Below are 20,082 nucleotides of genomic sequence, written 5' to 3'. Positions count from 1 at the left end.
GAACGAAGGAGCCTCTCATGTCGAAGATCAAGGCGATCGTGCTCGCCCTCGGGCTCGCGCTCGCCACCCTCTTCCTGGCCTCGGCGCCCGCGAGCGCCGGTCCCAAAACCGTGTACATCGAAGGCAGCGGCACAGGAACGATCCGCATCAATACGGAGACCGGCGCCTTCACCGGCGAAGAGTCGGGCGTCGCCAACCTGCTCGGGAAGTACGCAGTCGACTTCCAGGGCGACAGCACCATCTCTCAGGACGGAACGGTCGAGGCCAGCGGCACCGCGAAAATCGTCGCTGCCAACGGTGACCAGTTGACGGGAACCTTCACTACGACCGGCCGCGAGCCAACACTGACGGTCACCGTGACGATCACCGGGGGTACCGGACGGTTCGAGCACGCCAGCGGGACCCTGACCGTGGACTGCGTCTCCTCCGGACCTCCGAGCCAAGAGGGACCGGTGCTCGTCATCGAACACGACTGCACGATGAAGGGGAAGATCCGCTTCTAAGCCGCGAACCAGTCGGACCGCACTCGTGGGCGGAGGCGCTCGTGGCAGGGTGAAGGGATGACGGTGAACCGCAGGCGCTCATCCATAGGGTGGTCGGACACGACCGAAGTGCACCGTGATCTCCTCGCGGCGAAAGCGCTGGTCTACGACCCCTGCGGATTCGCCTGTTCGCAGCCGGTTCCCGAGGCCGAGAGCGCCGACTACGCCGCCCACGAGTTCACCCTGGACGGCCTTGCCGTCCGGTTCCGCGCGGCCAAGACGACGCCCACCAAGGTCGGCCAGTTCGTCACCGTATGGAAGAGGTCCCCGGGCGGGCCCATCCAGCCCTTCGACGCGACGGATCCTGTCGACCTCTTCGTCATCAGCAGCCGCGAGGATCACCACTTCGGCCAGTTCGTGTTTCCCTTGCGCGCGCTCCGCCGGCACGGGGTCGTATCGGCAGCCGGTGCAGGCGGGAAGCGGGCCTTCCGTGTCTACCCGCCCTGGGTGGCCACGTCCAACCGTCAGGCCGACAAGGCGCAGGCGTGGCAGCTGGACTACTTCCTGCACCTGTATGCGGACGGGCCCGTCGACTCTGCCCGGGCCAAACAGCTCTACCGGTCCGCCGCCAGCTGATCCCCCGGCCGGGGCCGGCAATTGATTACTCTCCGTGTGTCACATCCCCCTGGACGGCTACGCTGTGTCATGGTCCTTTCGTCGCTCCTGCTATCGAAAAGGGATGTCATGACCAGGCATCGTCTTGCCCTCCTTGCCGCCGCCGTGGCGGTTGCCCTTCCTGCCGTGCTCACCGGCGCCTCGCCGGCCGCGGCGGACGAACTCCGCAACCAGGACCTCGTCAACAGAATGGACGGAAGCCGGCTCACCACCAGCAGCACCGCCGACGGCACTCAGGTCTACACGGCCCGCGGTACCGCGCGGGACGCCAACGTGGGTGAGGCGTGGGACTTCAACGGCACCTGGGACCCGGTCGCCCGGCTGTGGACCGCCACGCTGAGGACCACGTCCGGCGGCAAGTGTCTGCAGCCCATCGACAACACGCCGGCGCGCGGCGAAGCCCTCGTCATCCGCGCCTGCGACGACTCCGCCTTGCAGCGGTGGAGCGTGCGCGAGGAGACCAAGGGGGACGACAAGAACCGGTGGTGGGTCTGGCGCCCGGAAACGAACCTCGACGTGGCCATGTCCGCCACCAACATCGAATCCGACTACGACCTCCTGCGCCTCGACTACTCCTACCCCTCCAGCGACAGGCTGTGGCAGCTCGGCCCGAACAACTCCCCCTGGTGGTAGGTCCTCCGTTGATCAGGGTCGCGCCGCCGGCCAGGCGGTGAGGGCCAGTTCGGCTGCCGCGGCCAGTTGGGGGGCCGTGGCGCCGTCCTGGGCCCGCTGGGAGAAGCCCTGGAGGGTGATGGCGAAGTGGTCGGCGAGGGCTCGGGGGTCGGCCTCGGGGGGCAGCTCGCCCGCCTGTTGCGCCTGCCGTAGCCGGGCCTCGAAGGCGTCCACGTTGCTGTTGCGCAGGTCGCGGAGGAACAGTCGTACGCCCGCGTCCTGCGGGGTGACGTTGGTGGCGGCGCTGATGGCCAGGCAGCCCGCCGGGTGCGCGGGGTCCGGGTAGATGGCCGCGGCCTCCCGGAGGATGCGCGCGAACGCCCCGTACGCGGTCGGCTCCTCGCGGAGCGCCACCGCCGCGAAGGCTCCGACCGGCGACCGGCCGTAGGCGTCGACCACTTCCTCGAAGAGGGACCTCTTGTCGCCGAAGGCCGCGTACAGGCTCCCTGAGCGGATCCCCATCGCCTCGGTCAGCTCCCCGATGGAAACGCCTTCGTAGCCCCGCTCCCAGAACAGGCGTGTGGCGGCGGTCAGCGCCGCCGCGCGGTCGAAGGTGCGGGGGCGGCCGCGCTTGGGCGTCTCGGTCATGCCCACATTTTAGAGTGCTCGACCAAGAAATCGTGCTAGCTTCTTTCTTGGTCGATCACTCAACAAATGAAAGGCGGCCAACCACCATGGACATGCGGCGACTTGAGGGAAAGATCGCGCTGGTCACCGGCGGCAGCAGGGGCATCGGGCGGGCCGTCGCGGAGCGGCTGGCCGGGGACGGCGCCGTTGTCGCGCTCACCTACGCCCGCGACGAGAGCGCGGCGCACGAGGTGGTGGCGGGCATCCGGAAGGGCGGCGGCCGGGCCTTCGCCGTCCATGCGCCGCTGGGCCGTCGCGGCGACGCCACCGCCCTGTGGTCGGCCTTCGACGCCGGGATCGCCGACCACGCGCCCGAGCCGGCCGTGGACATCATCGTCAACAACGCCGGCATAGGACGCAGCGCGGACCTGGCGTCGCTCACCGAGGACGGCTTCGACGAGGTCTTCGCCGTGAACGTACGAGCGCCGTTCTTCATCGTGCGGGAAGGGCTGAAGCGGCTGCGCGACGCCGGCCGGATCATCAACATCTCCAGCGGCGCGGCCCACCTGGCCATGCCGGAGGCCATCGCCTACGGAGCCACCAAGAGCGCCCTGGACAACTTCACCCTCAACCTCGCCAAGGACCTGGGCGCCCGGGGCATCACGGCGAACTCGGTCGCCCCCGGGATCATCGACACCGACGTCAACGCCGGCTGGCTGCGCGGCAACCCGCAGGCCGAAGCCCACGCGGCCTCCCTGGCCGCGCTGGGCCGGGTCGGGCAGCCGCAGGACGTCGCCGACATCGTGGCCTTCCTCGCCTCCGACGACGCCCGCTGGGTCACCGGCAAGGTGATCGACGCGACCGGCGGCTCCGGCCTGTGAGCCTTCACCCAACAGCTGCGGCCCGGAAGAGGTGAAGGAGACGCTGCCGTTCGGCCAGCGGGGTGGAAGTGCACAAGACTTCAAGGGCATACCGGTGACTGCCGGCAGTGCGCGGAGTGTCCTGTTGACCGTTGTGGGCGCAAGCTGCTCGCCTGCTCGTAAGCGTCGGGCCGACCGGCCGGTGCGCAGGAGAGATCCGGGGAGAAGGACGCATGAGCGAGGGCGACCGGCCAATCCCAGTTCCGCACTCGGAGAGCGTAGGCGCGCAGGTCCAGGCTTCTGCCCGCGGCTGGCACACCGTCCAGCTGGCCGTCTTCGGATTCATCGGAATCTGCGGTGTCCTCAAGAGCGGCAGCAGTTCGGCGGCGCCCCGGTGGATCGAGGAAGTGGCGGGGCTTCTGGTCCTGGTGGCGCTGGCCGTGGAGTGCTGGGCAACGTATCTGGTCGCTCGGGTCGCCTGGCCGCTGCCGATGTCCGTGTCCGGCGCCGACGCACGGCCGGAGGGGAAGACCGGGGTGGACCGCGCCGCCCGACGACTGCGAAGCGGGCTCGCCTTGACGTTTCTCGCCGTCGTGCTCGTTGCCACGGCTGCTGCCTCCTCGTGGTGGCCCACCCGGCCGACGTCCCAGGGACAGTCCGTGCAAGTGTCCACGTCACAGGGCACGCTCTGCGGGACTCTGGGCTCGTCCAACGAGGGAAGTGTTCGCGTACAGACTCAGGGCCAGGCCATTGACATCCCGCTCAGCCAGATCACAACTCTCCGCCCCGCATCCACCTGCCCATAGCGGAACGGGCACCAGCACCGCCGACTGGACGTCTCTACGGGACATGGGCCATGACCCTCTATCCTTGACCAGAGCAGAGTAATTGTCAATTCCTGTGGATGGTCCGGCGCAAGGGTCAGGAGGATGGGTTACTGCTCGGTGATGAGTGTGGGCAGTTTGCGCATGTCGTGGAAGACGGTGGTACCGGGGCCTTCGAGCCGTTCGGCCGGGGTGAGCCCGCCTGCGTAACCGAAGGCGTGCATGCCGGCTGCGCGGGCGGCCCGGACGCCGGGCTGGCTGTCCTCAACCACCACGCAGGCGGCGGGATCAACCCCCATCTGCCGGGCGGCATGCAGGAACAGGTCCGGGGCGGGCTTGCCGCGGGCGACTTCGGTGGCGCTGTAGATGCGGCCCGCGAAGCGTTCGTAGAGTCCAGTGCGACCGAGGGTGTGGCGCATCTTGTCGTGGGAGCCGCTGGAGGCCACGCAGGTCGGCAGAGTGATCGCGTCGAGTGCGTCGGGCAGTCCCTCGACGGGGGCGAGATCGGTGTCCACGGCCTCGCGGTGGAGCTGTTCGAACCGCTCCGACCAGGTTGCGGCAGTCTCTTCGCCGAGCCGGGCAGCGACCTGCTCGCGGATGGAGGCATGCGAGCGCCCGATGAAGCGGTCGACGACCTCGTCTTCGGTGAGGGGCCAGCCCAGCTCCGCGCCGAGAGAGACCTGGACGCGGGCGGCGATGCGTTCGCTGTCGACCAGCACGCCGTCGCAGTCGAATATGACGAGTTCAATCGGCTTGATCATCCCGGCAGCATAGGTGCTTGCCCCGATCATGCCGCCGTGACGTCCCCACGGTGCTCGACGAGCCGTCCGCCTTCGAAGCGGGCTCCGGCCCGGACGAGAACCACGAGGTGGGGTGAGTAATTGTCAATACCTGTGGAACGAGTCGGGATCAGCGCTCGGTTACCGCTTGCTGTAGCTGAGCGGTAATTCCCTGCCGGTCGATCTGGATCCAGTACTCGACAATGAGTCCGTCCTCGACTCGATAGACCGCGCTGGTCATCGCCGTGACCTGCGCACCGGTCGGCGGGTGGCGGTCCACCGGTCCGACGTGTCGTCCGTTTTGGGTCCAGCGGGCGTAGACCCGATCTCCTTCGGCGATGAGCTCGTCCACGGTCAGCGTGAAGGGGCCGTATGCGTCGAGCATCTCCTGGACGTGCTCGGTGTACTGCTGTGGCGTTCGCTCCACGACCGCCGGTGACTCCGAGACGACCTGATGCGCCCGGACCCGGTCGGCCATGAAGTGAGTGGCTCGGTCAGGGTGCAGCCCCGAGCGCACTTGCAGGAGGAACTGGCGGACGGTGTCCTTGGCATTGTTCATTGGCGAAGTCTGGCATCCCGTTCAGGCTGCGGCGGGTTCGGGGCGTTTGGCGAGGTGACCGTTCTCGAAGCTGCCCCCAGCCCGGAATCACCGACACATGGGCCCGGATGCCCGCCCCGCCAAGACCCCGCCCCCAGCCCCCGGACCCGCAGACGGGGAGATGGCGGGCCCGCGCCGCGAGCTGACGTCACCGCGAGCACAGCAGCGGCTCGAGCGGCTCGAGGGGGCGTGGAGCACCCCCGAAGGGGTTAGTGGCGCCCGGTCCGGAGCCTGCGCGGCCCCGGACCGGGGCCGTCAGTGGGCGCCGGCCAGGTCGACGGAGTCGAGGGCGGCGGTGTGGGCGTCCATGCGCTGGGCGGCGAGTATCGCCGCGGCGGTGTCGGCGCGGGAGGCGGCGACGAGCAGGGCGCGGGCGGCGAGGTCGTGGGCGCGGCGGTGCAGGGTGCGGGTGTCGGCGCCGTCGGCGAGCGCGGGGTAGGCGACCCGTACCGGCTGGGATCCGCGCAGCCGGGTCACCTGGGCGGCGATGCGCACGGCGCCGTCGTCGTCGAGGCCGAGCTCGTCGGTGACGGCGAGCAGCGCGGCGAGGTGTCCGGCGAGCTGGATGTCGAGGGCTTCGCCCCGGCTGCTCTGCGGGTACGCGGGGGCGGTCCGGTTGCCGTCCACTCGGTGGACGACCGACTTGGGGCGGATCGGCTCGTACATGAGGAGGCCTCCTGCTTGGTCAGGAGGCCATCCTACATTGGATCCGGTCTAAGGTTGAGTTGAATCCTGATTGAGTCCGGCTGGAGTCCGCCGTTACGGCTGGCCGTAGCCGTCCAGGAAGCGGCCGATCCGGGTCACCGCGTCCGCGAGGTCCTTGGTGTTCGGCAGGGTCACGATCCGGAAGTGGTCCGGCTCGGGCCAGTTGAAGCCCGTACCGTGCACGACCATGATCTTCTCGGCTCGGAGGAGATCGAGGACCATCTGGCGGTCGTCCTTGATCTTGTAGACGGCCGGGTCCAGCCTCGGGAAGAGGTACAGCGCGCCCTTGGGCTTCACGCAGGTGATGCCGGGGATCTGCGTCAGCAGGTCGTACGCCGTGTCGCGCTGCTCCAGCAGCCGCCCGCCCGGGAGCACCAGGTCGTTGATCGACTGCCGGCCGCCGAGCGCGGTGGCCACCGCGTGCTGCGAGGGCATGTTGGCGCACAGTCGCATGTTGGCCAGGATCGTCAGGCCCTCGATGTACGACGAGGCGTGCGCCTTCGGGCCGCAGACCGCCATCCACCCGGCCCGGTAGCCGGCCACCCGGTAGTTCTTCGACAGGCCGTTGAAGGTCAGGGTCAGCAGGTCGGGCGCGATCGCCGCGGTGTTCGTGTGCGTGGCGCCGTCGTAGAGGATCCGGTCGTAGATCTCGTCCGAGCACACCACCAGGTTGTGGCGGCGGGCGATGTCCGTCAGGCCCCGCAGCATCTCGTCGTCGTAGACGGCGCCCGTCGGGTTGTTCGGGTTGATGATCACGAGCGCCCGCGTGCGGTCGGTGATCTTGCGCTCGATGTCGGCGAGGTCGGGCATCCAGTCGGACTGCTCGTCGCACCGGTAGTGCACGGCCGTGCCGCCGGCCAGCGAGACGGAAGCGGTCCACAGCGGGTAGTCCGGGGCGGGGACCAGCACCTCGTCGCCGTCGTCCAGCAGCGCCTGCATCGCCATCTGGATCAGCTCGGAGACGCCGTTGCCGAGGTAGATGTCCTCGACGTCCAGCTCGATGCCCTTGGTCTGGTAGTGCTGCATGACCGCGCGCCGCGCCGACAGCAGGCCCTTCGCGTCCCCGTAGCCGTGGGCGTTGCCCAGGTTGCGGAGCATGTCCTCGAGGATCTCCGGCGGGCAGTCGAAGCCGAAGGCCGCGGGGTTGCCGGTGTTCAGCTTGAGGATGCGATGACCTGCCGCTTCGAGCCGCATCGCCTCTTCGAGGACGGGTCCGCGGATCTCGTAGCAGACATTGGCGAGTTTCGTTGACTGGATCACCTGCATGACGGGAGCTTACGGGCCCCGCCGCCCGCCCGCTGCGCCGTTTCAGTGGAACTCCAGCGAGCGATATGCCCCATTTCGCGCGATGGGCAGGCGGCGGAGCCGTCCACCCTTTGAAACGGCGGCCCCGCCGCGTTCCGGCCTGCGGAATGGATGGGGGAGGTGTGAGCGGCGGGCGCAGGGTGTTGCGCTCGTCACCCCGGGGCGGCTCCCCGCCCCGGGGTGACGGATCGCCGCCGGCGGGTGAGGGGAACGGGGCAGGGGCCTCTGTGGCGGGACTCACGGTCTTGGCCCGTGGACCCGGATTGACGAGGGGGGACCTTTAGGTAAGCCTTACCTTGCCTTCGCGCGGCGGGCCGCCGCGTTCCGCTTTTCCCCCGGAGCCAGCTCAGATGTCGTCCCCCGCAGCCAGACTTTCCCCCCGCCCCGTCCGCCTGTACGACTCGTGGTGGACCGTGGCGGCGGGCGCGCTGTGCGCGCTGGTCGTCCTGGCGGCGGGGCTGTGGTGCTCCCTCCACATGCAGGCCGACGCGGCCATGCACTCCGCCGCGCTCTTCGCGCACCTCGCCTCGTTCGTGCTCGGCTTCGGCGCGGTGCTCTCCGCCGACTACCACGGGCTGCTGTGGGCCACCGGCCGCTGCACCCTCGAAGAGGTGCTCGGCGCCACCTCCCGGCTGCACGTGCCGATCTGGGCCGGCCTCGGGGGCCTCGTGGTGAGCGGCCTGATGCTGCACCCCGACCTGGACTCCCCGCTGACCCTCACCAAGCTCGGCCTGGTCGCCCTCCTCACCGTCAACGGCCTCCAGGCGGGCCTCCTGGGCCGCCGCCTGGAATCCGCCGCCGCCCCGATCGGCCGCGGACTCCTCCTCTGGGGCGGAGTCACCGCCCTCGTCTCCCAGGCCTGCTGGTGGGGCGCGGTCGTCATCGGCTTCCTCAACACCAACACCTGAGCGTGAGGTGACATAGAGGCCCCGCCGTCCGTCCCGCGTCGGGGTGGCGTGGCAGCATCGGGCGCATGCGCTTCCGATACGCCACCGAGGCCGACGCGCCCGCCCTCGCGCTGCTGTTCGCCGCGAACCACCACGACGCCCTGACCGAGGAGCAGCGGGCCGCGCAGGGCTTCGTCCAGGGGGCCTTCGGCGTCGACACCCTGCGGGGCATGGCCCGGGGCGGGGAGCTGCTGGTGGCCGACGACGGGCAGGGGCGGGTCGCCGGGCTGCTCGCACTGTCGGTCGCCGAGGACATGGCCGACCCGCCGGCGGCGGTCCTCGGACTGCTGCGGGCGCAGGACTCCCTCAGCTGGCACGGGCGCCCGCTGGGCGAGGTGCGGTGGCTGCTGTACGGGCCGGTCGTGGTCGACGCCGCCTTCCGGGGGCACGGCGTGGCCCGGGGCCTGTTCGCGAAGGCGGTGGCGGCGGCGGCCGGGCGCGCCGAGGCGCTGGTCGCCTTCATCGAGGCGGGCAACCTGCCGTCCTGGCGGGTACACGTCGACGCCTTCGGTATGACTCCCCTCGGCGAGTACACCGTGGCCGGCCGCACCTACACGGCGGTCGCGACCCCGGTCCAGGTCCCCGTCTAGGCCCCGTTTAGGCCCCGGCCGAGCGGGCCGGCGGCGACCAGCCCTGCACGCGGAGCCGCTCGAAGCCGTCCAGCAGCAGGTCCAGCGCGAACTCGAACTCGAACTGGTCGTCGCAGCCGCCGCCCACCACGGACTCCGCGTCGTGCGCGGCCGCCGCCGCCAGCTCTGCGATGCGCGGGTAGCGCGCCGCCAGCGCGGGATCCGGGGGCCCGGCGCTGCCGCTGCCCGAGTCGTCGAACAGCTCCTGGCTGAAGCCCAGCAGGCGGCTCCCCATCGCGTGCATCACGTGATGGGTGAGGTCGACGGAGAACCCGCCGTCCCGGAACACCCCGATCATCGAGTCCACGTACTCCAGCACCGCCGGGGTCGGCCCGGTCCGCGACTCGATCACCCGGTACGCCCAGCGGTGGCGCGACAGGACCCGCCGGGCGGAGAGGATCCGCTGCCGGGCCACGCCCCGCCAGTCCGGGCCGGGCACCGGGGGGTCGATCCCGCCGACGACGGCGTCCACCATGCCGTCGAGCAGCTGCTCCTTGTTGGCCACGTGCTTGTAGAGCGCCATCGGTACGACGTCCAGCTCCTGCGCGAGCCTGCGCATGCTGAGCGACTCGATCCCGCTCTCGTCGGCGAGCGCGACGGCGGCCCGCAGGACCCGGTCCCGGTTCAGTCGCGTCATCCCGCTCTCCCGCTCTCCCGCGCTGCCGCTCTTCCTCCGGCGCTCCTTGACGAGTGTACGGCGTACACCTATGGTCCGAGCAAGGTGTACGCCGTACACCTCTCTTGCTGGGAGGGGCCGAAGATGAGCACGGATGTAGACGGCACGGACAAGGCAGGCAGACGGACCGCCATCGTCGCGGGGGTGCTGTTCCTGGTGACGGAGGTCGCCGCGATCGCGGGGGCCGTCCTCTACCGCCCCCTGCTCGGCGGCGGCGGCGCGGCGGCCGACGCCGGCGGCCGGGCGGTCCTCGGCGCGCTGTGCGAGCTGGTCCTGGTGGCCGCCGTGGCCGGCACCGGCGTCACGCTGTTCCCGGTCGTCAAGCGCTGGGGCGAGGCGCTCGCGCTCGGCTACGTCTGCGCCCGCCTCCTGGAGGCCGCCCTCATCCTCCTCGGGATCGTCGCCGTACTGGCCCTCACCACCCTGCGGCAGGAGGCCCCCGAGCCCGGCGCGGCCGCCGTCGACGCGGCGCTGGTGGCCGTGCACGACTGGACGTTCCTGCTCGGCCCCAACATCGCCCTCGGGGTGAACACGGCCCTGCTGGCCCTGCTGATGTACCGCTCGCGGCTCGTACCCAGGCCCATCGCCGTGCTCGGCCTGATCGGCGGCCCGCTGATCTGCACCTCGGCGGTCGCCGTGATGTCCGGGCTCTACGCGCAGCTCTCCGTGCCCGGGTCGCTGGCCGCACTCCCGGTCTTCGCCTGGGAGCTGAGCCTCGCCGTGTGGCTCGTCGTCAAGGGCTTTCGGCGCACACGTGGAAGTGACTGACCCGGCAGGTGTCCGTCGGGGAGGCCGCGCCCAGGTTGACGGCGGTGCCGTCCGGGGCGATGCGCCAGCGCTGCCCCGCCGGGACCGTGTGCGTGGGGTACTCGCCCGGCTCGATCAGGATCCACTTGCCGCGCACCGTCCGGTGCCAGTGCGCCTCTCCGCCGCACCGGCGGCAGGCGGCCGGCCGGGCCTCCGGCGACGCGGGGTCGCCGGCCGGTCGCGGCCGGCCGATCGTGGTGACCAGCGTGTCCGCCAGGACCTTCGCGAGCAGGAACGGACCGCACTCCCCGCTGCCGCGCTCCCCACTGCCGCGCTCCCGGCCGCCCTGCTCCCGGCCGCCGCCCTGCTCCTGGGTGTTTGTGCTCAACTGTCCCCCTCACAGCCCCGTTGGTAGCCGATCGGAGGGCAGCGCGTCCACCACACCCCGCCGGATGTGACCCGAACGGGTGAGGAGTGAGGGCGTCCGCCCCTACTGCTCGATGATCACCAGCGGCAGCTCCCGCGGCCACGCGAGGGTCTGGTAGTCGTCGTACGGCGGCCAGAGCGCCGTCATCGCCTCCCAGTACGTCTCCCGCTCCAGCGGGCTCGCCGTGCGCGCCCAGGCGGGGAAGGCCCTCGGGCCGACCTGGAGCCGGACCTCCGGGTGGACCCTGAGGTTCCCGTACCAGCCGGGGTGGCGCGGACCGCCCCAGGCGGCGGCCACCACGAGGTGGCGGCCCGCGTCCTCCGCGTAGATCAGCGGCGTGCGCACGGCCCGCCCCGTGGCGCGGTCGAGGGTGGTCAGCAGCAGGGTGGGCACTCCGTGCCACAGCTGCCCGTCGGTGCCCCCGCTCGACACGTAGGTCCGTACGTGATCGAGCCGCGGGCCGGGATGCGGGTCCGTGGGGTGGTCCCAGTCGACGGGGGCGACGGGGACGGCGACGCTGTTCATCTGATGACCTCCGTAGGGCGGCCCCCGGAGCGCTAACGAGCCATGACCGATTCTGGATGCGGCGGACCCGTCGCGCACGCCGGCCGGTCCGGTCCGGTCCGGACCGGTCCGGACCGGCTCAGCCCACCAGTGCCGCCTTCTCGATCACCACCGGCACCAGCGGGACGTCGCCGTGCCCGCCCGCGCGCCCGGTCCGGACCGCGGCGATGGAGTCCACCACCTCCCGGCCCTCGCTGACCACGCCGAACACCGCGTAGCCGTACCCGCCCGGCGTCGGGGCGGTGTGGTCCAGCGCCGGGTTGTCGGCGGTGTTGACGAAGAACTGCGAGGTCGCCGAGTGCGGGACGCTCGTACGGGCCATCGCCACCGAGTACCGGGTGTTCTTCAGGCCGTTGTCCGCCTCGTTGCGGACCGGCTCCCGCGTGGGCTTCTGCCGCATGTCCGCGGTGAAGCCGCCGCCCTGGTTCATGAACCCGGGGATCACCCGGTGGAAGACCGTGCCGTCGTAGTGGCCGCTCTCCACGTAGGCGAGGAAATTGGCGACCGTGGCCGGCGCCCGCTCCTCGTGGAGGTCGATGACGATGGTGCCGAGGCTGGTGGTCAGCTTCACCTGAGGCATGGCGGGGTCCGGTCCCTTCTGGGGCTGAAACGTGCCTCTCAGCTTCGCAGAGGGTCACCAGGAGGCCACGGCCCGGGGTGCGACCCCGGGGCGTGGCCACAGCAGCCTTCGGCCGGCCGACCGCTACGGGAGGTAGCGCTCGATGACCTTGAGACCTTCCTTCTCCATCAGCTTGCGCGCGGCCTCGACCCGCTCCGGAGTCACGTCGTGGCCGGTCGCCATCACCAGGTCCTCGGGGTCGTACGGCCGCTCTCCACCTGTGAAGAGCCGGTCCGACCGGGTGGGCTGCTCGTCGGTTCCACTGTCCATCGCGTACCTCCTCGGTGCCCCCCAGGCCCCCATCCTCCGGCCCCGGCGCCATGAACGCACCTCGGGCGCCCGGCGGCGGTCAGCGGGAGACCGGCACGGTGGCCCACTTCCAGGAGACGCCCGCCTTCTTGTACTCCTCGGCGGTCTCCCCGTCGGGGGCCCAGGCCAGCCGGGTGGGCTGCTTCGAGGAGTGCCCGATCCACAGCGAGCAGTAGGTGCGCGACTCGCCGATGTCCCAGCCGAGGTAGACGTCCCCCACCGGGCAGCCGCCCTCGAGGTGCCCCCCGTGGACGACCGGCCGCTTCGCGACCTCCTCACCGCTCTCGTCGAAGACCGCGGCATGGGCGTTGAGGTCGGGATTGGAGGAGTCCGGCTTCCCCTCCTTCAGGGTGTACGTCACGTACACGAAGTACGGGGTGTCGCCCAGCTGCTCCTCGAAGTGGCGGTCCTTGAGCATCTTCGGGGTGCCCTTGACGATCTTCGTGGCGGCCACCTGGAACTTCCCGCTCCCGCCGGCGAGCGTGGCGTACGACTGCGGGGCCGGCTGGCCCAGCGCCAGCGCGGGGGCCCACTGCGCCTTGGCGGGCGCGCTCGACGCGGGGGCCGCGCCGGCGTTCCCACTCCCGTTCCCGCTCCCGGCGGCGTTCCCGTTCACGGTGCCGTTCGCGATTCCGCTCGCGCCGGACTTCGCTCCGCTTCCCTCACCTCCGCAGGCGGTGAGGGCGAGTCCCAGTACGGCGGCCGAGATCCCGTAGAGAGCCTTGGAGCGGCGGTGCATGTCGTTCTTCTTCCTGACCGAAGTGCCTTGGGGGAGCGGCCGCTTGAGCGTTTCCCGCCCCCCTCGTTGGCGCGAAATATACGTCGTGCGCACGCCAACTGCCGCCCCGGCCTCACGCGGCCGTGAGCGTCGCCAGCGCGCCGAGCGCGACCAGCAGCCCGCAGATCGTCAGGTTGACCGCCCGGTGCTCCCAGAACACGGCGACGAACTCGCGGAGCGTGGCGCTCGGCCAGAAGTAGCGCGCCGTGGGCGAGCCCAGCACCTGCCCGTTGACCCCCGTCTTGCGGGCCATCATCGCGGCCCGGAAGGCGTGGAAGTTGTTGGTCACCACCACGCACCGGTAGCCCGGCTTGTCCGCCAGCATGATCTCCCGCGAGAACAGCATGTTCTCCTCGGTCGTCCGGGACCGGTCCTCCAGCGTGATGGCCTGCTCCGGCACCCCCTGCTCGATCAGCCAGTCCGCCATCGCCCGCGCCTCGGAGACCTGCTCGTCCGAACCCTTGCCGCCCGAGGTGAGCAGCACCGGCGGGCGCGAGCCGCGGGCCAGCTGGGCCTCGTAGATCTGCTGTCCCTTGCGCAGGCGCGAGGCCAGCAGCGGCGGCACCCGGTTCCCGCCGATCAGGCCGGAGCCCAGCATCACCACGTGGTCGACGTCTCCGCGCACCTTGATCCGGCCGTAGAGGAAGGCGTAGCCGAGGAAGCACAGGAAGACGAAGGAGACGTAGGCGACGACCAGGGTGAGGGTCGCGGCCATGCCGTTGAGGAGGGTGGAGTGGAACTGCGGGACGATGATCAGCAGCGCGATCATCCCGAAGATCCCGAGCCCGGCGAGCATCGACATCAGGTTGGCCGGCCGGCGGCCCTCCTTGCGGATCATGGTCACGCCGTTGGCGATCAGGAAGACGCCGATCGCCATGGTGCCGAAGGTGGGCAGGGCGAAGGCGAGCACCATGATGCCGATGGCCGCCCACGGCGGAAGCGCCGTCAGCTGGAGGAGCATGGCCCCCGAGAACGTGATGAACGTCAGCCCGAACAGCACCGCGTTGCTGAAGCGGCGGCGGTCCTTGAAGGCGCTGACGCACAGGGCGAGGAACAGGAGGGCGGGGAGGACGAAGGCGGCGACCATGCCGTTCATCGTATGTGTCAGGTGCGAACGGCCGTTCTGCGTACGGACCGTCCGGCCAGCACACCGGTCCTGGTCCCGTCCCGCATGACGAAGTGCCCGTCGATCAGCACGTACGGGATGCCGGTGGGCAGCGCGCGCGGCTGCTCGTACGTGGACCCGGCCGCGACCGTCTCCGGGTCGAAGAGGACCAGGTCGGCGCGGAAGCCCTCGCGGACCAGTCCCCGGTCGGGCAGCCGCAGCCGCGCCGCCGGGCGGCCGGAGAGGTGGGCCACGCACTCCTCCAGGGAGAGCACGCCCAGCTCGCGCACGTAGTGCCCGAGGTAGTGCGGGAAGGTGCCGTACGCCCGGGGGTGCGGCTTCGCGCCGTGCAGGATGCCGTCGGAGCCGCCCGTGTGGACGCGGTGGCGCATGATCGCCCGGACGTTCTCCTCGTGGCCGACGTGCTGGAGGACGGTCGGGCCGAGCCGGTCCCCGAGGAGGAGCCGCCGGGCGGTCTCCCAGCCGTCGAGCCGGGTGCCGACGTGGCTCCCGTACGCGGGGCTGTTCGTCCCGGAGACCTCGACGCTCGCCCAGTCCACCGGAACCCCGTGGCAGCCGTCGGAGCCCTCCACCTCCAGCGCGTACCGGATCCGCTCGGCCGTCTCCGGGGCGCGCAGCCGCGCCAGCAGCGCCTCCGGGCCGCCCTCGTGGGCCCAGCCGGGGAGCAGCGCGGCGAGGGTGGTGCAGCCGGGGGTGTACGGGTAGCTGTCCAGGGTGAGGTCGGCGCCGTCGGCGAGCGCCGCGTCCAGCAGGGCCAGCAGCTCGGGGGCCCGGCCGCGGTTCTCCCCGAAGTTCATGGTGGCGTGGGCCAGGTGCAGGGCGCAGCCGGCCTCGCGGGCCAGCGTGAGCATCTCGGCGTAGGCGGCGAGCGCGCCGCGCCCGTACGAGCGGTGGTGCGGGCAGTAGTAGCCGCCGTACGCCGCCACCACCCGGCACAGTTCGGTCAGTTCGGCGCCGGAGGCGTACATGCCGGGGGTGTGGGTGAGCCCGGAGGACATGCCGACGGCGCCCTGTTCCAGTCCCTCGGCGACCAGTTGCCGCATCCGGTCGAGTTCGGCCGCGGTCGCGGGGCGGTCGTCCCAGCCGAGGGCGTACGCGCGGACCGTGCCCTGGGGCACGAGGTACGCGGCGTTCACCGCACTGCCGTGTCCGTTGTGGGCATGGTCCAGCCGGTCGAGGTACTCGCCGACCGTCCGCCAGTCGAAGTCGACGTCGTCACCGGGGCCGTTCCAGCCCGCGATCGCGGTGTTCGTGCGACGCGGGCCCCCCGGATGACGAGGTCCACGGCTAAGACTTGATCCGCAATTCGCCAGAAGGCGAGCTGCGGATTGCAGCTGGGGCGTGACCTGGGCTTTCCGGCGTGGTCACCCGCGAGCGGGTGTCTCTTCCGGGGTCGCCCAGGGCGCTGATCCGGCGTTCGGGGAGCAGAGGCACGGCCCGAAGGCTGTGCTGCCGCGCGGGCCGCTCCGAGAAACCGGAGGTCGGACCGCCATGCGGTTGACTCCCACAGGGCGTCTTCTCGCCCTATCCACAAGGGACTTGGCCAACCCATCAGCAAGACCCGCAGGGCAAGCCAATTACGGGAACACCTCTTAGAAGAACGTCCGGACGTAGTCACTGACCGTTCCGTCGGCCTCCACGACCGGGATCAGCGGCCACTTCTCGAAGATGGTGCAGGGGTGCGACATGCCGAGCGCCACCCAGTCCCCGACCTGCACGTCCTCGGAGGAGGCGGTCTCCAGCCAGGCGTGCTGGTCGGACAGTTTGACCACCCGGACGCCGGTGGCGGGCCGCTCCTCGCCGGTGAGGGCGTCGCGGACCAGCTCGGCCTCGGGCAGGCCGAGGTCGTAGGCGATGTCCCGCTTGCCGGCGTTGACGAAGGCCTGGGTGGGGGAGGGGCGGGAGACGACCTGGGTCCACAGCCGGAAGGCGGGGCGCAGCCCGCCCTCCTCGGGGATCCGGTTGAAGGGGGTCAGGCGGGTGTACCAGCCGTGGTCGTGGGAGACGTACGCGCCGGAGCGCAGCAGCTTGAGGACCGGCCGGGACAGTTCCGGGATCGCGGCGAAGACGTCGGCGACGGCGTCGAACCAGGCCGAGCCGCCCGCGCTGACGACGATCTCCTCGACGTCGGGGGCGAACCGCCCGGCCCCGTCGAACTCGGCGGCGAGCGCGGTGAGCCGGCGCAGCCAGGCGTGGACGCCGTCCGGGTCGGCGTCCGGCACCTCGGCCTCGTAGCCGGCGACGCCGACGAGGCGCAGGGTGTCGGTGGCGGCGACGGCGTCGGCGACGGCCCGGCAGTCCTCGTCGGTACGGGCGCCCGTGCGGGCCCCTTCGCCGGCGCCGAGCTCGACCACCACGTCCAGGACGGCGGGCTGCCCCTGGAGGGCCCGGTCCATGAGCCGGACCCCGCGCACGGAGTCGACGTAGCAGACGAACCGGAAGCCGGGGTCGGCGGCGAGCTCGGCGGCGACCCAGCGCAGGGCGGCGGGGTCGACGAGCTCGTTGGCGAGGAAGATGCGCCGGATCCCGAAGGCCCGGTAGACGCGGGCCTGGTGGGGGACGGCGGCGGTGATGCCCCAGGCGCCGTGCTCGAGCTGCCGCTCGAAGAGCTGCGGGGCCATGCAGGTCTTGCCGTGGGGCGCGAAGCCGAGGCCGTGGCGGCCGGCGTAGGTGCCGAGGACCTCGAGGTTGTGCGCGAGCGCGTCGGCGTCGAGGGTCAGGACGGGGGTGGTGAACCCGCCGGTGTACAGGTCGCGCTTCTGGGCGGCGAGCTCGCCGACGGTGAGGCCGGCCGGTCCGGCGTCCGGGGGGAGGCCCTTGAACCGGTGGTCGACCGGTTCGTCGGCGAGCCGTCGGACTGCGTCGCTGCCCATGGATCCTCCTGATGGCGTTGCGTCGTGCGCAACGGGCGTTGCGGGTGGTGCCCGTGCTGTCTAACACCCGGCGTGGCGACGGGTCAACGGCCCTCTGCGTGCAGCGGCAGCCGGACGCGGGGCCCCCAGCCGCGGGCCCGGATCCCCGCCCGACGAAGACCGAAGCGGAGGAAGTCAGCACCACCACGGAAGACGTGGAACCCGGAAGCAGCCTGCAGCGACACGCGACGATCCCGGTCGGAGCCGAGCAGGACAACATGGGGTGAGCCAATCACCTCAACGAACAGCGATCGCCGCTGACGAATCGAGGTTGAGGTTGTAGACGTGCTGGACGGCGACCTCGAATCGTGCCGCCGCCTGTCAGGCGTCTTCATGTTCAGGAATTGCGATGGCCCAAAACCCCATTCATGGGCGAACTGCTCACGTATGATGCCGCAGAGTTATCAATTCGTGACGGGGGGTGATGGTCATGCAGGCTGCCCAGGCGCAGCGGAGGTTCCGGGGGAAGAACAAGGCCCCGAAGTGGAAGAAGCCCGAGGACGGGCAGGTGTCGGTGATGGTGCTTCCGCTGGCCGTCACGGACCCCGCCGACCTGGCCCGGCTGGAGACGCTGCTCGGCTCCATGCGGTCGGTCAAGCGGGCCGTCCACCGTGATGCCCGCGCCAAGGTCGATGCTTACTGGGCCGCCAAGAACGAGCGTGACGAGCACGGGGCGAAGGCCGTGCGGGAACGTCTCGGCCTGTCCCGTGAGGCCCTGGAGCGGTGTGCGTACAAGCACCTCGAATCCTCCGGGCACTTGAAGCACCACGTCTCGAAGGCCATGGCGATGCACATGGCCGACGAGGTGTGGAACGGCGTCCAGCGCCACCTGTTCCCCGACAACTCGGGCAAGCGGCACGGCCGTCCGAAGGCCGGCCGCTGGCACGACTACACCCGCATTCCCGGCCGCGCCCGCTCCCACACCACCGACCGCAAGTGGGAGACCTTCCGCCTGGTCGGCACCCTCGACGGCCACACCATGGCCTACACCGGCAGCGACCGGCACACCCTGCTACAGCCCAGCCGGATGCCGGTCCCGGCGGCACCTTCAGGCGTCGTGCCCACGGGCAAGGCCACGGCGTCGGGGAAGCCGGGCACCCGGAAGGCGACGTGGTGGGATCACACCGGTCCGCTCGCCGTGGTGTTCGCGGGTGGCCCCGACTCCCACGCGGGTGACCTCGTATTCCCGGTGCGCATCCCCCAGCAGCCCGGCCAGTGGAAGCGTGTCGAACACTTCCTCGCCAACTCCGGCCGCTGGCACAAGGTCGATCTCGTACGCCGCCGCAAAGCATCCGCGCCGGGCGGCTGGGTGTACGAGGCGCACCTGATGATCCTCGGCCCCGGCTACACCGCTCCCGCCGTGCGGCAGATGCGCGAGCGGGCCGCCGCCCTGGACCGGATCGGCGGGGTGGACGGCAACGTCTCCAACATCTCCGTCGTCTCCTTCCCCGCCAGCATCACACCGGTTGATGGCGCCCCTGCTTCCACGGAGATCACCCTCAGCCCCGAGGAACGGGCGCTGCTGGAGCGGGAAGCGAAGAATCGGCGGGGCCGTGCGCGAGCCTTGGAGCGCTCCCGCCGGGCCACCAATACCGCGCAGTACGGCCTGTCGAAGAAGCAGGCCAAGCGCGCCGAGCGCCGGGCGGAAGAGGGGCTCAAGCCGAAGGCCGTCAGTGTGCCCGGCGGTTCCCGTGCTTCTCGCTCCGACGGTGTGCCCAAGCAGGCGTTCCACCGTGACCGGCTCTCCACTGGTCACCGGAAGCTGCGCGCCCGACAGGCCGAAGCCGCTGCCTCAGCCGCCGACCGCCGGGGCCACCGCGCCCGCCTCCTCGCCCGGCAGATCGTCGCCGCCCACGGCCCCGTGCTCGTTGTGGAGGACTGCGACATCAGCACTTGGTACCGGCTCTGGGGAAAGCGTTTGTCCCAGACCACGCCCGGCCTGCTCATCGCCGCCCTCGCGGCGTTCGTCCGCTTCACCGACGCGGGCGACCCCAAGACCGCGTACCTGGACACTGCCGCGTCCCGACACGCACAGATCGTTTTCGCACAAGGGCTGGAAGAAGCCCTGCGGGAGTCAACCACACAGAACCGGACCACCGCTCGCGGTGCTGGTCGCGTGGCAGTCCCACGGCAACGCCGTGGAACCTCTGCTCCCCGAACTACCGCATGGCGGTCCCGAGCGACCCCGGATGAGACACGCCCTGTGCGTGACCACGCCGGAAAGCCCGGACACCGCCCCGGCTGCAGCCCGCGACTCACCTTCTGGAGAATTACGGGTCAAGTCTTAGCGAACTGCTCGAGCTGCTCCCCTGATACGCCGTACCGCTGACACCATCAGCCGGGAGTACTCCGACACGGAATCCAGACCAGAGACCGACCCAGAAACCGAGGATCCCTCGTGAGCGAGACCCGCGAGAAGACCGCCGTCACCCCCGACACCCACGCCGCTCCGCCCGCGAAGTTCTCGCACGGCGTGCGCAAGGGCAACATCCTCCAGGTCGCCGGCCAGGTCGGCTACCTCCCGGCCGTCGAGGGGCAGGCGCCGACCACCGCCGGGCCGAAGCTGCGCGAGCAGACCCACCAGACGCTGGAGAACGTCCGCTCCGTGCTGGAGGCGGGCGGCGCGGGCTGGGACGACGTGATGATGATCCGCGTCTACCTGACCGACACCGGTCACTTCGCCGAGATGAACGAGATCTACAACGCCTACTTCGAGGACCAGGGCCTCAAGGAGGCCCCGGCCGCCCGTACAACGGTCTACGTGGGCCTCCCGGCCGGCCTGCTGATCGAGATCGACGCGCTCGCCGTCCTGGGCTGACGGGCTGTCCGGGCGTCTACGTACGGGGCTTGCCGCGCCCCCGCTGCGGCCCGACACTCCCGG

At 70.9% G+C, this 20,082-nt stretch carries 22 protein-coding genes and 1 pseudogene; 9 read left to right on the top strand and 14 right to left on the bottom strand.

Annotated features, from left to right (window positions below):
- The first annotated feature begins 17 nt into the window (after positions 1-17).
- The 3 genes from OOK34_RS07160 to OOK34_RS07150 all read left to right on the top strand — a co-directional run bounded on the left by OOK34_RS07160 (position 18) and on the right by OOK34_RS07150 (position 1,790).
- A complete protein-coding gene (locus OOK34_RS07160; protein ID WP_267033032.1) occupies positions 18-503 on the top strand; it encodes a hypothetical protein in 486 nt (161 codons plus the stop codon).
- A gap of 57 nt (positions 504-560) precedes the next feature.
- Positions 561-1,118 carry a MepB family protein gene (locus tag OOK34_RS07155; RefSeq protein WP_267033031.1) on the top strand — a complete coding sequence of 186 codons (558 nt, stop codon included), beginning with the start codon at positions 561-563 and terminating at the stop codon, positions 1,116-1,118.
- 108 nt (positions 1,119-1,226) lie between these two features.
- Positions 1,227-1,790 carry a hypothetical protein gene (locus tag OOK34_RS07150; protein WP_267033030.1) on the top strand — a complete coding sequence of 188 codons (564 nt, stop codon included), beginning with the start codon at positions 1,227-1,229 and terminating at the stop codon, positions 1,788-1,790.
- 12 nt (positions 1,791-1,802) lie between these two features.
- Here the strand turns inward: OOK34_RS07150 and OOK34_RS07145 are convergent, their stop codons facing one another.
- Complete coding sequence (locus OOK34_RS07145) at positions 1,803-2,417, bottom strand: TetR/AcrR family transcriptional regulator (protein WP_267033029.1); 615 nt, start codon at positions 2,415-2,417, stop codon at positions 1,803-1,805.
- A 92-nt stretch (positions 2,418-2,509) separates the two neighbouring features.
- Between OOK34_RS07145 and OOK34_RS07140 the strand changes: the two genes are divergently transcribed.
- Positions 2,510-3,277: an SDR family oxidoreductase gene (locus OOK34_RS07140; RefSeq protein ID WP_267033028.1), complete on the top strand. Its 768-nt coding sequence runs from the start codon at positions 2,510-2,512 to the stop codon at positions 3,275-3,277.
- A 913-nt stretch (positions 3,278-4,190) separates the two neighbouring features.
- On the opposite strand, the gene OOK34_RS07135 is transcribed toward OOK34_RS07140, so the two are convergent.
- From OOK34_RS07135 to OOK34_RS07120, 4 genes are all read right to left on the bottom strand, one after another.
- A complete protein-coding gene (locus OOK34_RS07135; RefSeq protein WP_267033027.1) occupies positions 4,191-4,841 on the bottom strand; it encodes an HAD family phosphatase in 651 nt (216 codons plus the stop codon).
- Between the two features lie 148 nt (positions 4,842-4,989).
- Positions 4,990-5,418: an ester cyclase gene (locus OOK34_RS07130; RefSeq protein WP_267033026.1), complete on the bottom strand. Its 429-nt coding sequence runs from the start codon at positions 5,416-5,418 to the stop codon at positions 4,990-4,992.
- 294 nt (positions 5,419-5,712) lie between these two features.
- Complete coding sequence (locus tag OOK34_RS07125) at positions 5,713-6,123, bottom strand: hypothetical protein (protein ID WP_267033025.1); 411 nt, start codon at positions 6,121-6,123, stop codon at positions 5,713-5,715.
- 93 nt (positions 6,124-6,216) lie between these two features.
- Positions 6,217-7,428 (bottom strand): pyridoxal phosphate-dependent aminotransferase, encoded by a 1,212-nt coding sequence (locus tag OOK34_RS07120; RefSeq protein WP_267033024.1) that lies wholly within the window; start codon positions 7,426-7,428, stop codon positions 6,217-6,219.
- A 389-nt stretch (positions 7,429-7,817) separates the two neighbouring features.
- Between OOK34_RS07120 and OOK34_RS07115 the strand changes: the two genes are divergently transcribed.
- Both OOK34_RS07115 and OOK34_RS07110 read left to right on the top strand, forming a co-directional pair.
- Positions 7,818-8,375, top strand: coding sequence for a hypothetical protein (locus tag OOK34_RS07115; protein ID WP_267033023.1), 558 nt, complete (start codon positions 7,818-7,820; stop codon positions 8,373-8,375).
- A gap of 65 nt (positions 8,376-8,440) precedes the next feature.
- Positions 8,441-9,004 (top strand): GNAT family N-acetyltransferase, encoded by a 564-nt coding sequence (locus OOK34_RS07110; protein ID WP_267033022.1) that lies wholly within the window; start codon positions 8,441-8,443, stop codon positions 9,002-9,004.
- 7 nt (positions 9,005-9,011) lie between these two features.
- On the opposite strand, the gene OOK34_RS07105 is transcribed toward OOK34_RS07110, so the two are convergent.
- Positions 9,012-9,680: a TetR/AcrR family transcriptional regulator C-terminal domain-containing protein gene (locus OOK34_RS07105; RefSeq protein WP_267033021.1), complete on the bottom strand. Its 669-nt coding sequence runs from the start codon at positions 9,678-9,680 to the stop codon at positions 9,012-9,014.
- A gap of 123 nt (positions 9,681-9,803) precedes the next feature.
- Here OOK34_RS07105 and OOK34_RS07100 point away from each other — a divergent pair, with 123 nt between their 5' ends.
- Positions 9,804-10,487: a DUF4386 domain-containing protein gene (locus tag OOK34_RS07100; RefSeq protein WP_267033020.1), complete on the top strand. Its 684-nt coding sequence runs from the start codon at positions 9,804-9,806 to the stop codon at positions 10,485-10,487.
- Here the strand turns inward: OOK34_RS07100 and OOK34_RS07095 are convergent.
- From OOK34_RS07095 to OOK34_RS07060, 8 genes and pseudogenes are all read right to left on the bottom strand, one after another.
- Complete coding sequence (locus OOK34_RS07095; RefSeq protein ID WP_267033019.1) at positions 10,453-10,854, bottom strand: DUF6083 domain-containing protein; 402 nt, start codon at positions 10,852-10,854, stop codon at positions 10,453-10,455. The genes OOK34_RS07100 and OOK34_RS07095 overlap by 35 nt on opposite strands.
- Before the next feature lie 102 nt (positions 10,855-10,956).
- Positions 10,957-11,418, bottom strand: coding sequence for a nitroreductase family deazaflavin-dependent oxidoreductase (locus OOK34_RS07090; protein WP_267033018.1), 462 nt, complete (start codon positions 11,416-11,418; stop codon positions 10,957-10,959).
- A 118-nt stretch (positions 11,419-11,536) separates the two neighbouring features.
- On the bottom strand, positions 11,537-12,037 hold the full coding sequence (locus tag OOK34_RS07085; protein ID WP_267033017.1) for a peptidylprolyl isomerase: 501 nt from the start codon (positions 12,035-12,037) through the stop codon (positions 11,537-11,539).
- A gap of 123 nt (positions 12,038-12,160) precedes the next feature.
- Positions 12,161-12,346, bottom strand: coding sequence for a hypothetical protein (locus tag OOK34_RS07080; protein ID WP_267033016.1), 186 nt, complete (start codon positions 12,344-12,346; stop codon positions 12,161-12,163).
- A gap of 79 nt (positions 12,347-12,425) precedes the next feature.
- Positions 12,426-13,124 (bottom strand): hypothetical protein, encoded by a 699-nt coding sequence (locus OOK34_RS07075; RefSeq protein WP_267033015.1) that lies wholly within the window; start codon positions 13,122-13,124, stop codon positions 12,426-12,428.
- Between the two features lie 112 nt (positions 13,125-13,236).
- Positions 13,237-14,250: a YdcF family protein gene (locus OOK34_RS07070; protein WP_267033014.1), complete on the bottom strand. Its 1,014-nt coding sequence runs from the start codon at positions 14,248-14,250 to the stop codon at positions 13,237-13,239.
- A 17-nt stretch (positions 14,251-14,267) separates the two neighbouring features.
- Positions 14,268-15,533, bottom strand: a pseudogene (locus tag OOK34_RS07065) (amidohydrolase family protein); the annotation flags it as partial.
- 348 nt (positions 15,534-15,881) lie between these two features.
- Complete coding sequence (locus OOK34_RS07060; protein ID WP_267033013.1) at positions 15,882-17,162, bottom strand: amino acid deaminase; 1,281 nt, start codon at positions 17,160-17,162, stop codon at positions 15,882-15,884.
- A 469-nt stretch (positions 17,163-17,631) separates the two neighbouring features.
- On the opposite strand from OOK34_RS07060, the gene OOK34_RS07055 reads away from it, so the two are divergent.
- Complete coding sequence (locus OOK34_RS07055; protein ID WP_267033012.1) at positions 17,632-19,530, top strand: transposase; 1,899 nt, start codon at positions 17,632-17,634, stop codon at positions 19,528-19,530.
- A 69-nt stretch (positions 19,531-19,599) separates the two neighbouring features.
- Positions 19,600-20,019 carry a RidA family protein gene (locus OOK34_RS07050; protein ID WP_267033011.1) on the top strand — a complete coding sequence of 140 codons (420 nt, stop codon included), beginning with the start codon at positions 19,600-19,602 and terminating at the stop codon, positions 20,017-20,019.
- The last annotated feature ends 63 nt before the right edge of the window (positions 20,020-20,082 follow it).

The organism is Streptomyces sp. NBC_00091, from assembly GCF_026343185.1.
Taxonomy (GTDB): domain Bacteria; phylum Actinomycetota; class Actinomycetes; order Streptomycetales; family Streptomycetaceae; genus Streptomyces.
This window is presented reverse-complemented; position numbering and strand designations above follow the sequence as displayed.

Excerpts from the sequence above, each read along its gene's own strand:
- OOK34_RS07160 (WP_267033032.1), top strand. The coding sequence starts at position 18 with ATGTCGAAGATCAAGGCGATCGTGCTCGCCCTCGGGCTCGCGCTCGCC.
- OOK34_RS07155 (WP_267033031.1), top strand. The coding sequence starts at position 561 with ATGACGGTGAACCGCAGGCGCTCATCCATAGGGTGGTCGGACACGACC.
- OOK34_RS07150 (WP_267033030.1), top strand. The coding sequence starts at position 1,227 with ATGACCAGGCATCGTCTTGCCCTCCTTGCCGCCGCCGTGGCGGTTGCC.
- OOK34_RS07145 (WP_267033029.1), bottom strand. The coding sequence starts at position 2,417 with ATGACCGAGACGCCCAAGCGCGGCCGCCCCCGCACCTTCGACCGCGCG.
- OOK34_RS07140 (WP_267033028.1), top strand. The coding sequence starts at position 2,510 with ATGCGGCGACTTGAGGGAAAGATCGCGCTGGTCACCGGCGGCAGCAGG.
- OOK34_RS07135 (WP_267033027.1), bottom strand. The coding sequence starts at position 4,841 with ATGATCAAGCCGATTGAACTCGTCATATTCGACTGCGACGGCGTGCTG.
- OOK34_RS07130 (WP_267033026.1), bottom strand. The coding sequence starts at position 5,418 with ATGAACAATGCCAAGGACACCGTCCGCCAGTTCCTCCTGCAAGTGCGC.
- OOK34_RS07125 (WP_267033025.1), bottom strand. The coding sequence starts at position 6,123 with ATGTACGAGCCGATCCGCCCCAAGTCGGTCGTCCACCGAGTGGACGGC.
- OOK34_RS07120 (WP_267033024.1), bottom strand. The coding sequence starts at position 7,428 with ATGCAGGTGATCCAGTCAACGAAACTCGCCAATGTCTGCTACGAGATC.
- OOK34_RS07115 (WP_267033023.1), top strand. The coding sequence starts at position 7,818 with ATGTCGTCCCCCGCAGCCAGACTTTCCCCCCGCCCCGTCCGCCTGTAC.
- OOK34_RS07110 (WP_267033022.1), top strand. The coding sequence starts at position 8,441 with ATGCGCTTCCGATACGCCACCGAGGCCGACGCGCCCGCCCTCGCGCTG.
- OOK34_RS07105 (WP_267033021.1), bottom strand. The coding sequence starts at position 9,680 with ATGACGCGACTGAACCGGGACCGGGTCCTGCGGGCCGCCGTCGCGCTC.
- OOK34_RS07100 (WP_267033020.1), top strand. The coding sequence starts at position 9,804 with ATGAGCACGGATGTAGACGGCACGGACAAGGCAGGCAGACGGACCGCC.
- OOK34_RS07090 (WP_267033018.1), bottom strand. The coding sequence starts at position 11,418 with ATGAACAGCGTCGCCGTCCCCGTCGCCCCCGTCGACTGGGACCACCCC.
- OOK34_RS07085 (WP_267033017.1), bottom strand. The coding sequence starts at position 12,037 with ATGCCTCAGGTGAAGCTGACCACCAGCCTCGGCACCATCGTCATCGAC.
- OOK34_RS07080 (WP_267033016.1), bottom strand. The coding sequence starts at position 12,346 with ATGGACAGTGGAACCGACGAGCAGCCCACCCGGTCGGACCGGCTCTTC.
- OOK34_RS07075 (WP_267033015.1), bottom strand. The coding sequence starts at position 13,124 with ATGCACCGCCGCTCCAAGGCTCTCTACGGGATCTCGGCCGCCGTACTG.
- OOK34_RS07070 (WP_267033014.1), bottom strand. The coding sequence starts at position 14,250 with ATGGTCGCCGCCTTCGTCCTCCCCGCCCTCCTGTTCCTCGCCCTGTGC.
- OOK34_RS07060 (WP_267033013.1), bottom strand. The coding sequence starts at position 17,162 with ATGGGCAGCGACGCAGTCCGACGGCTCGCCGACGAACCGGTCGACCAC.
- OOK34_RS07055 (WP_267033012.1), top strand. The coding sequence starts at position 17,632 with ATGCAGGCTGCCCAGGCGCAGCGGAGGTTCCGGGGGAAGAACAAGGCC.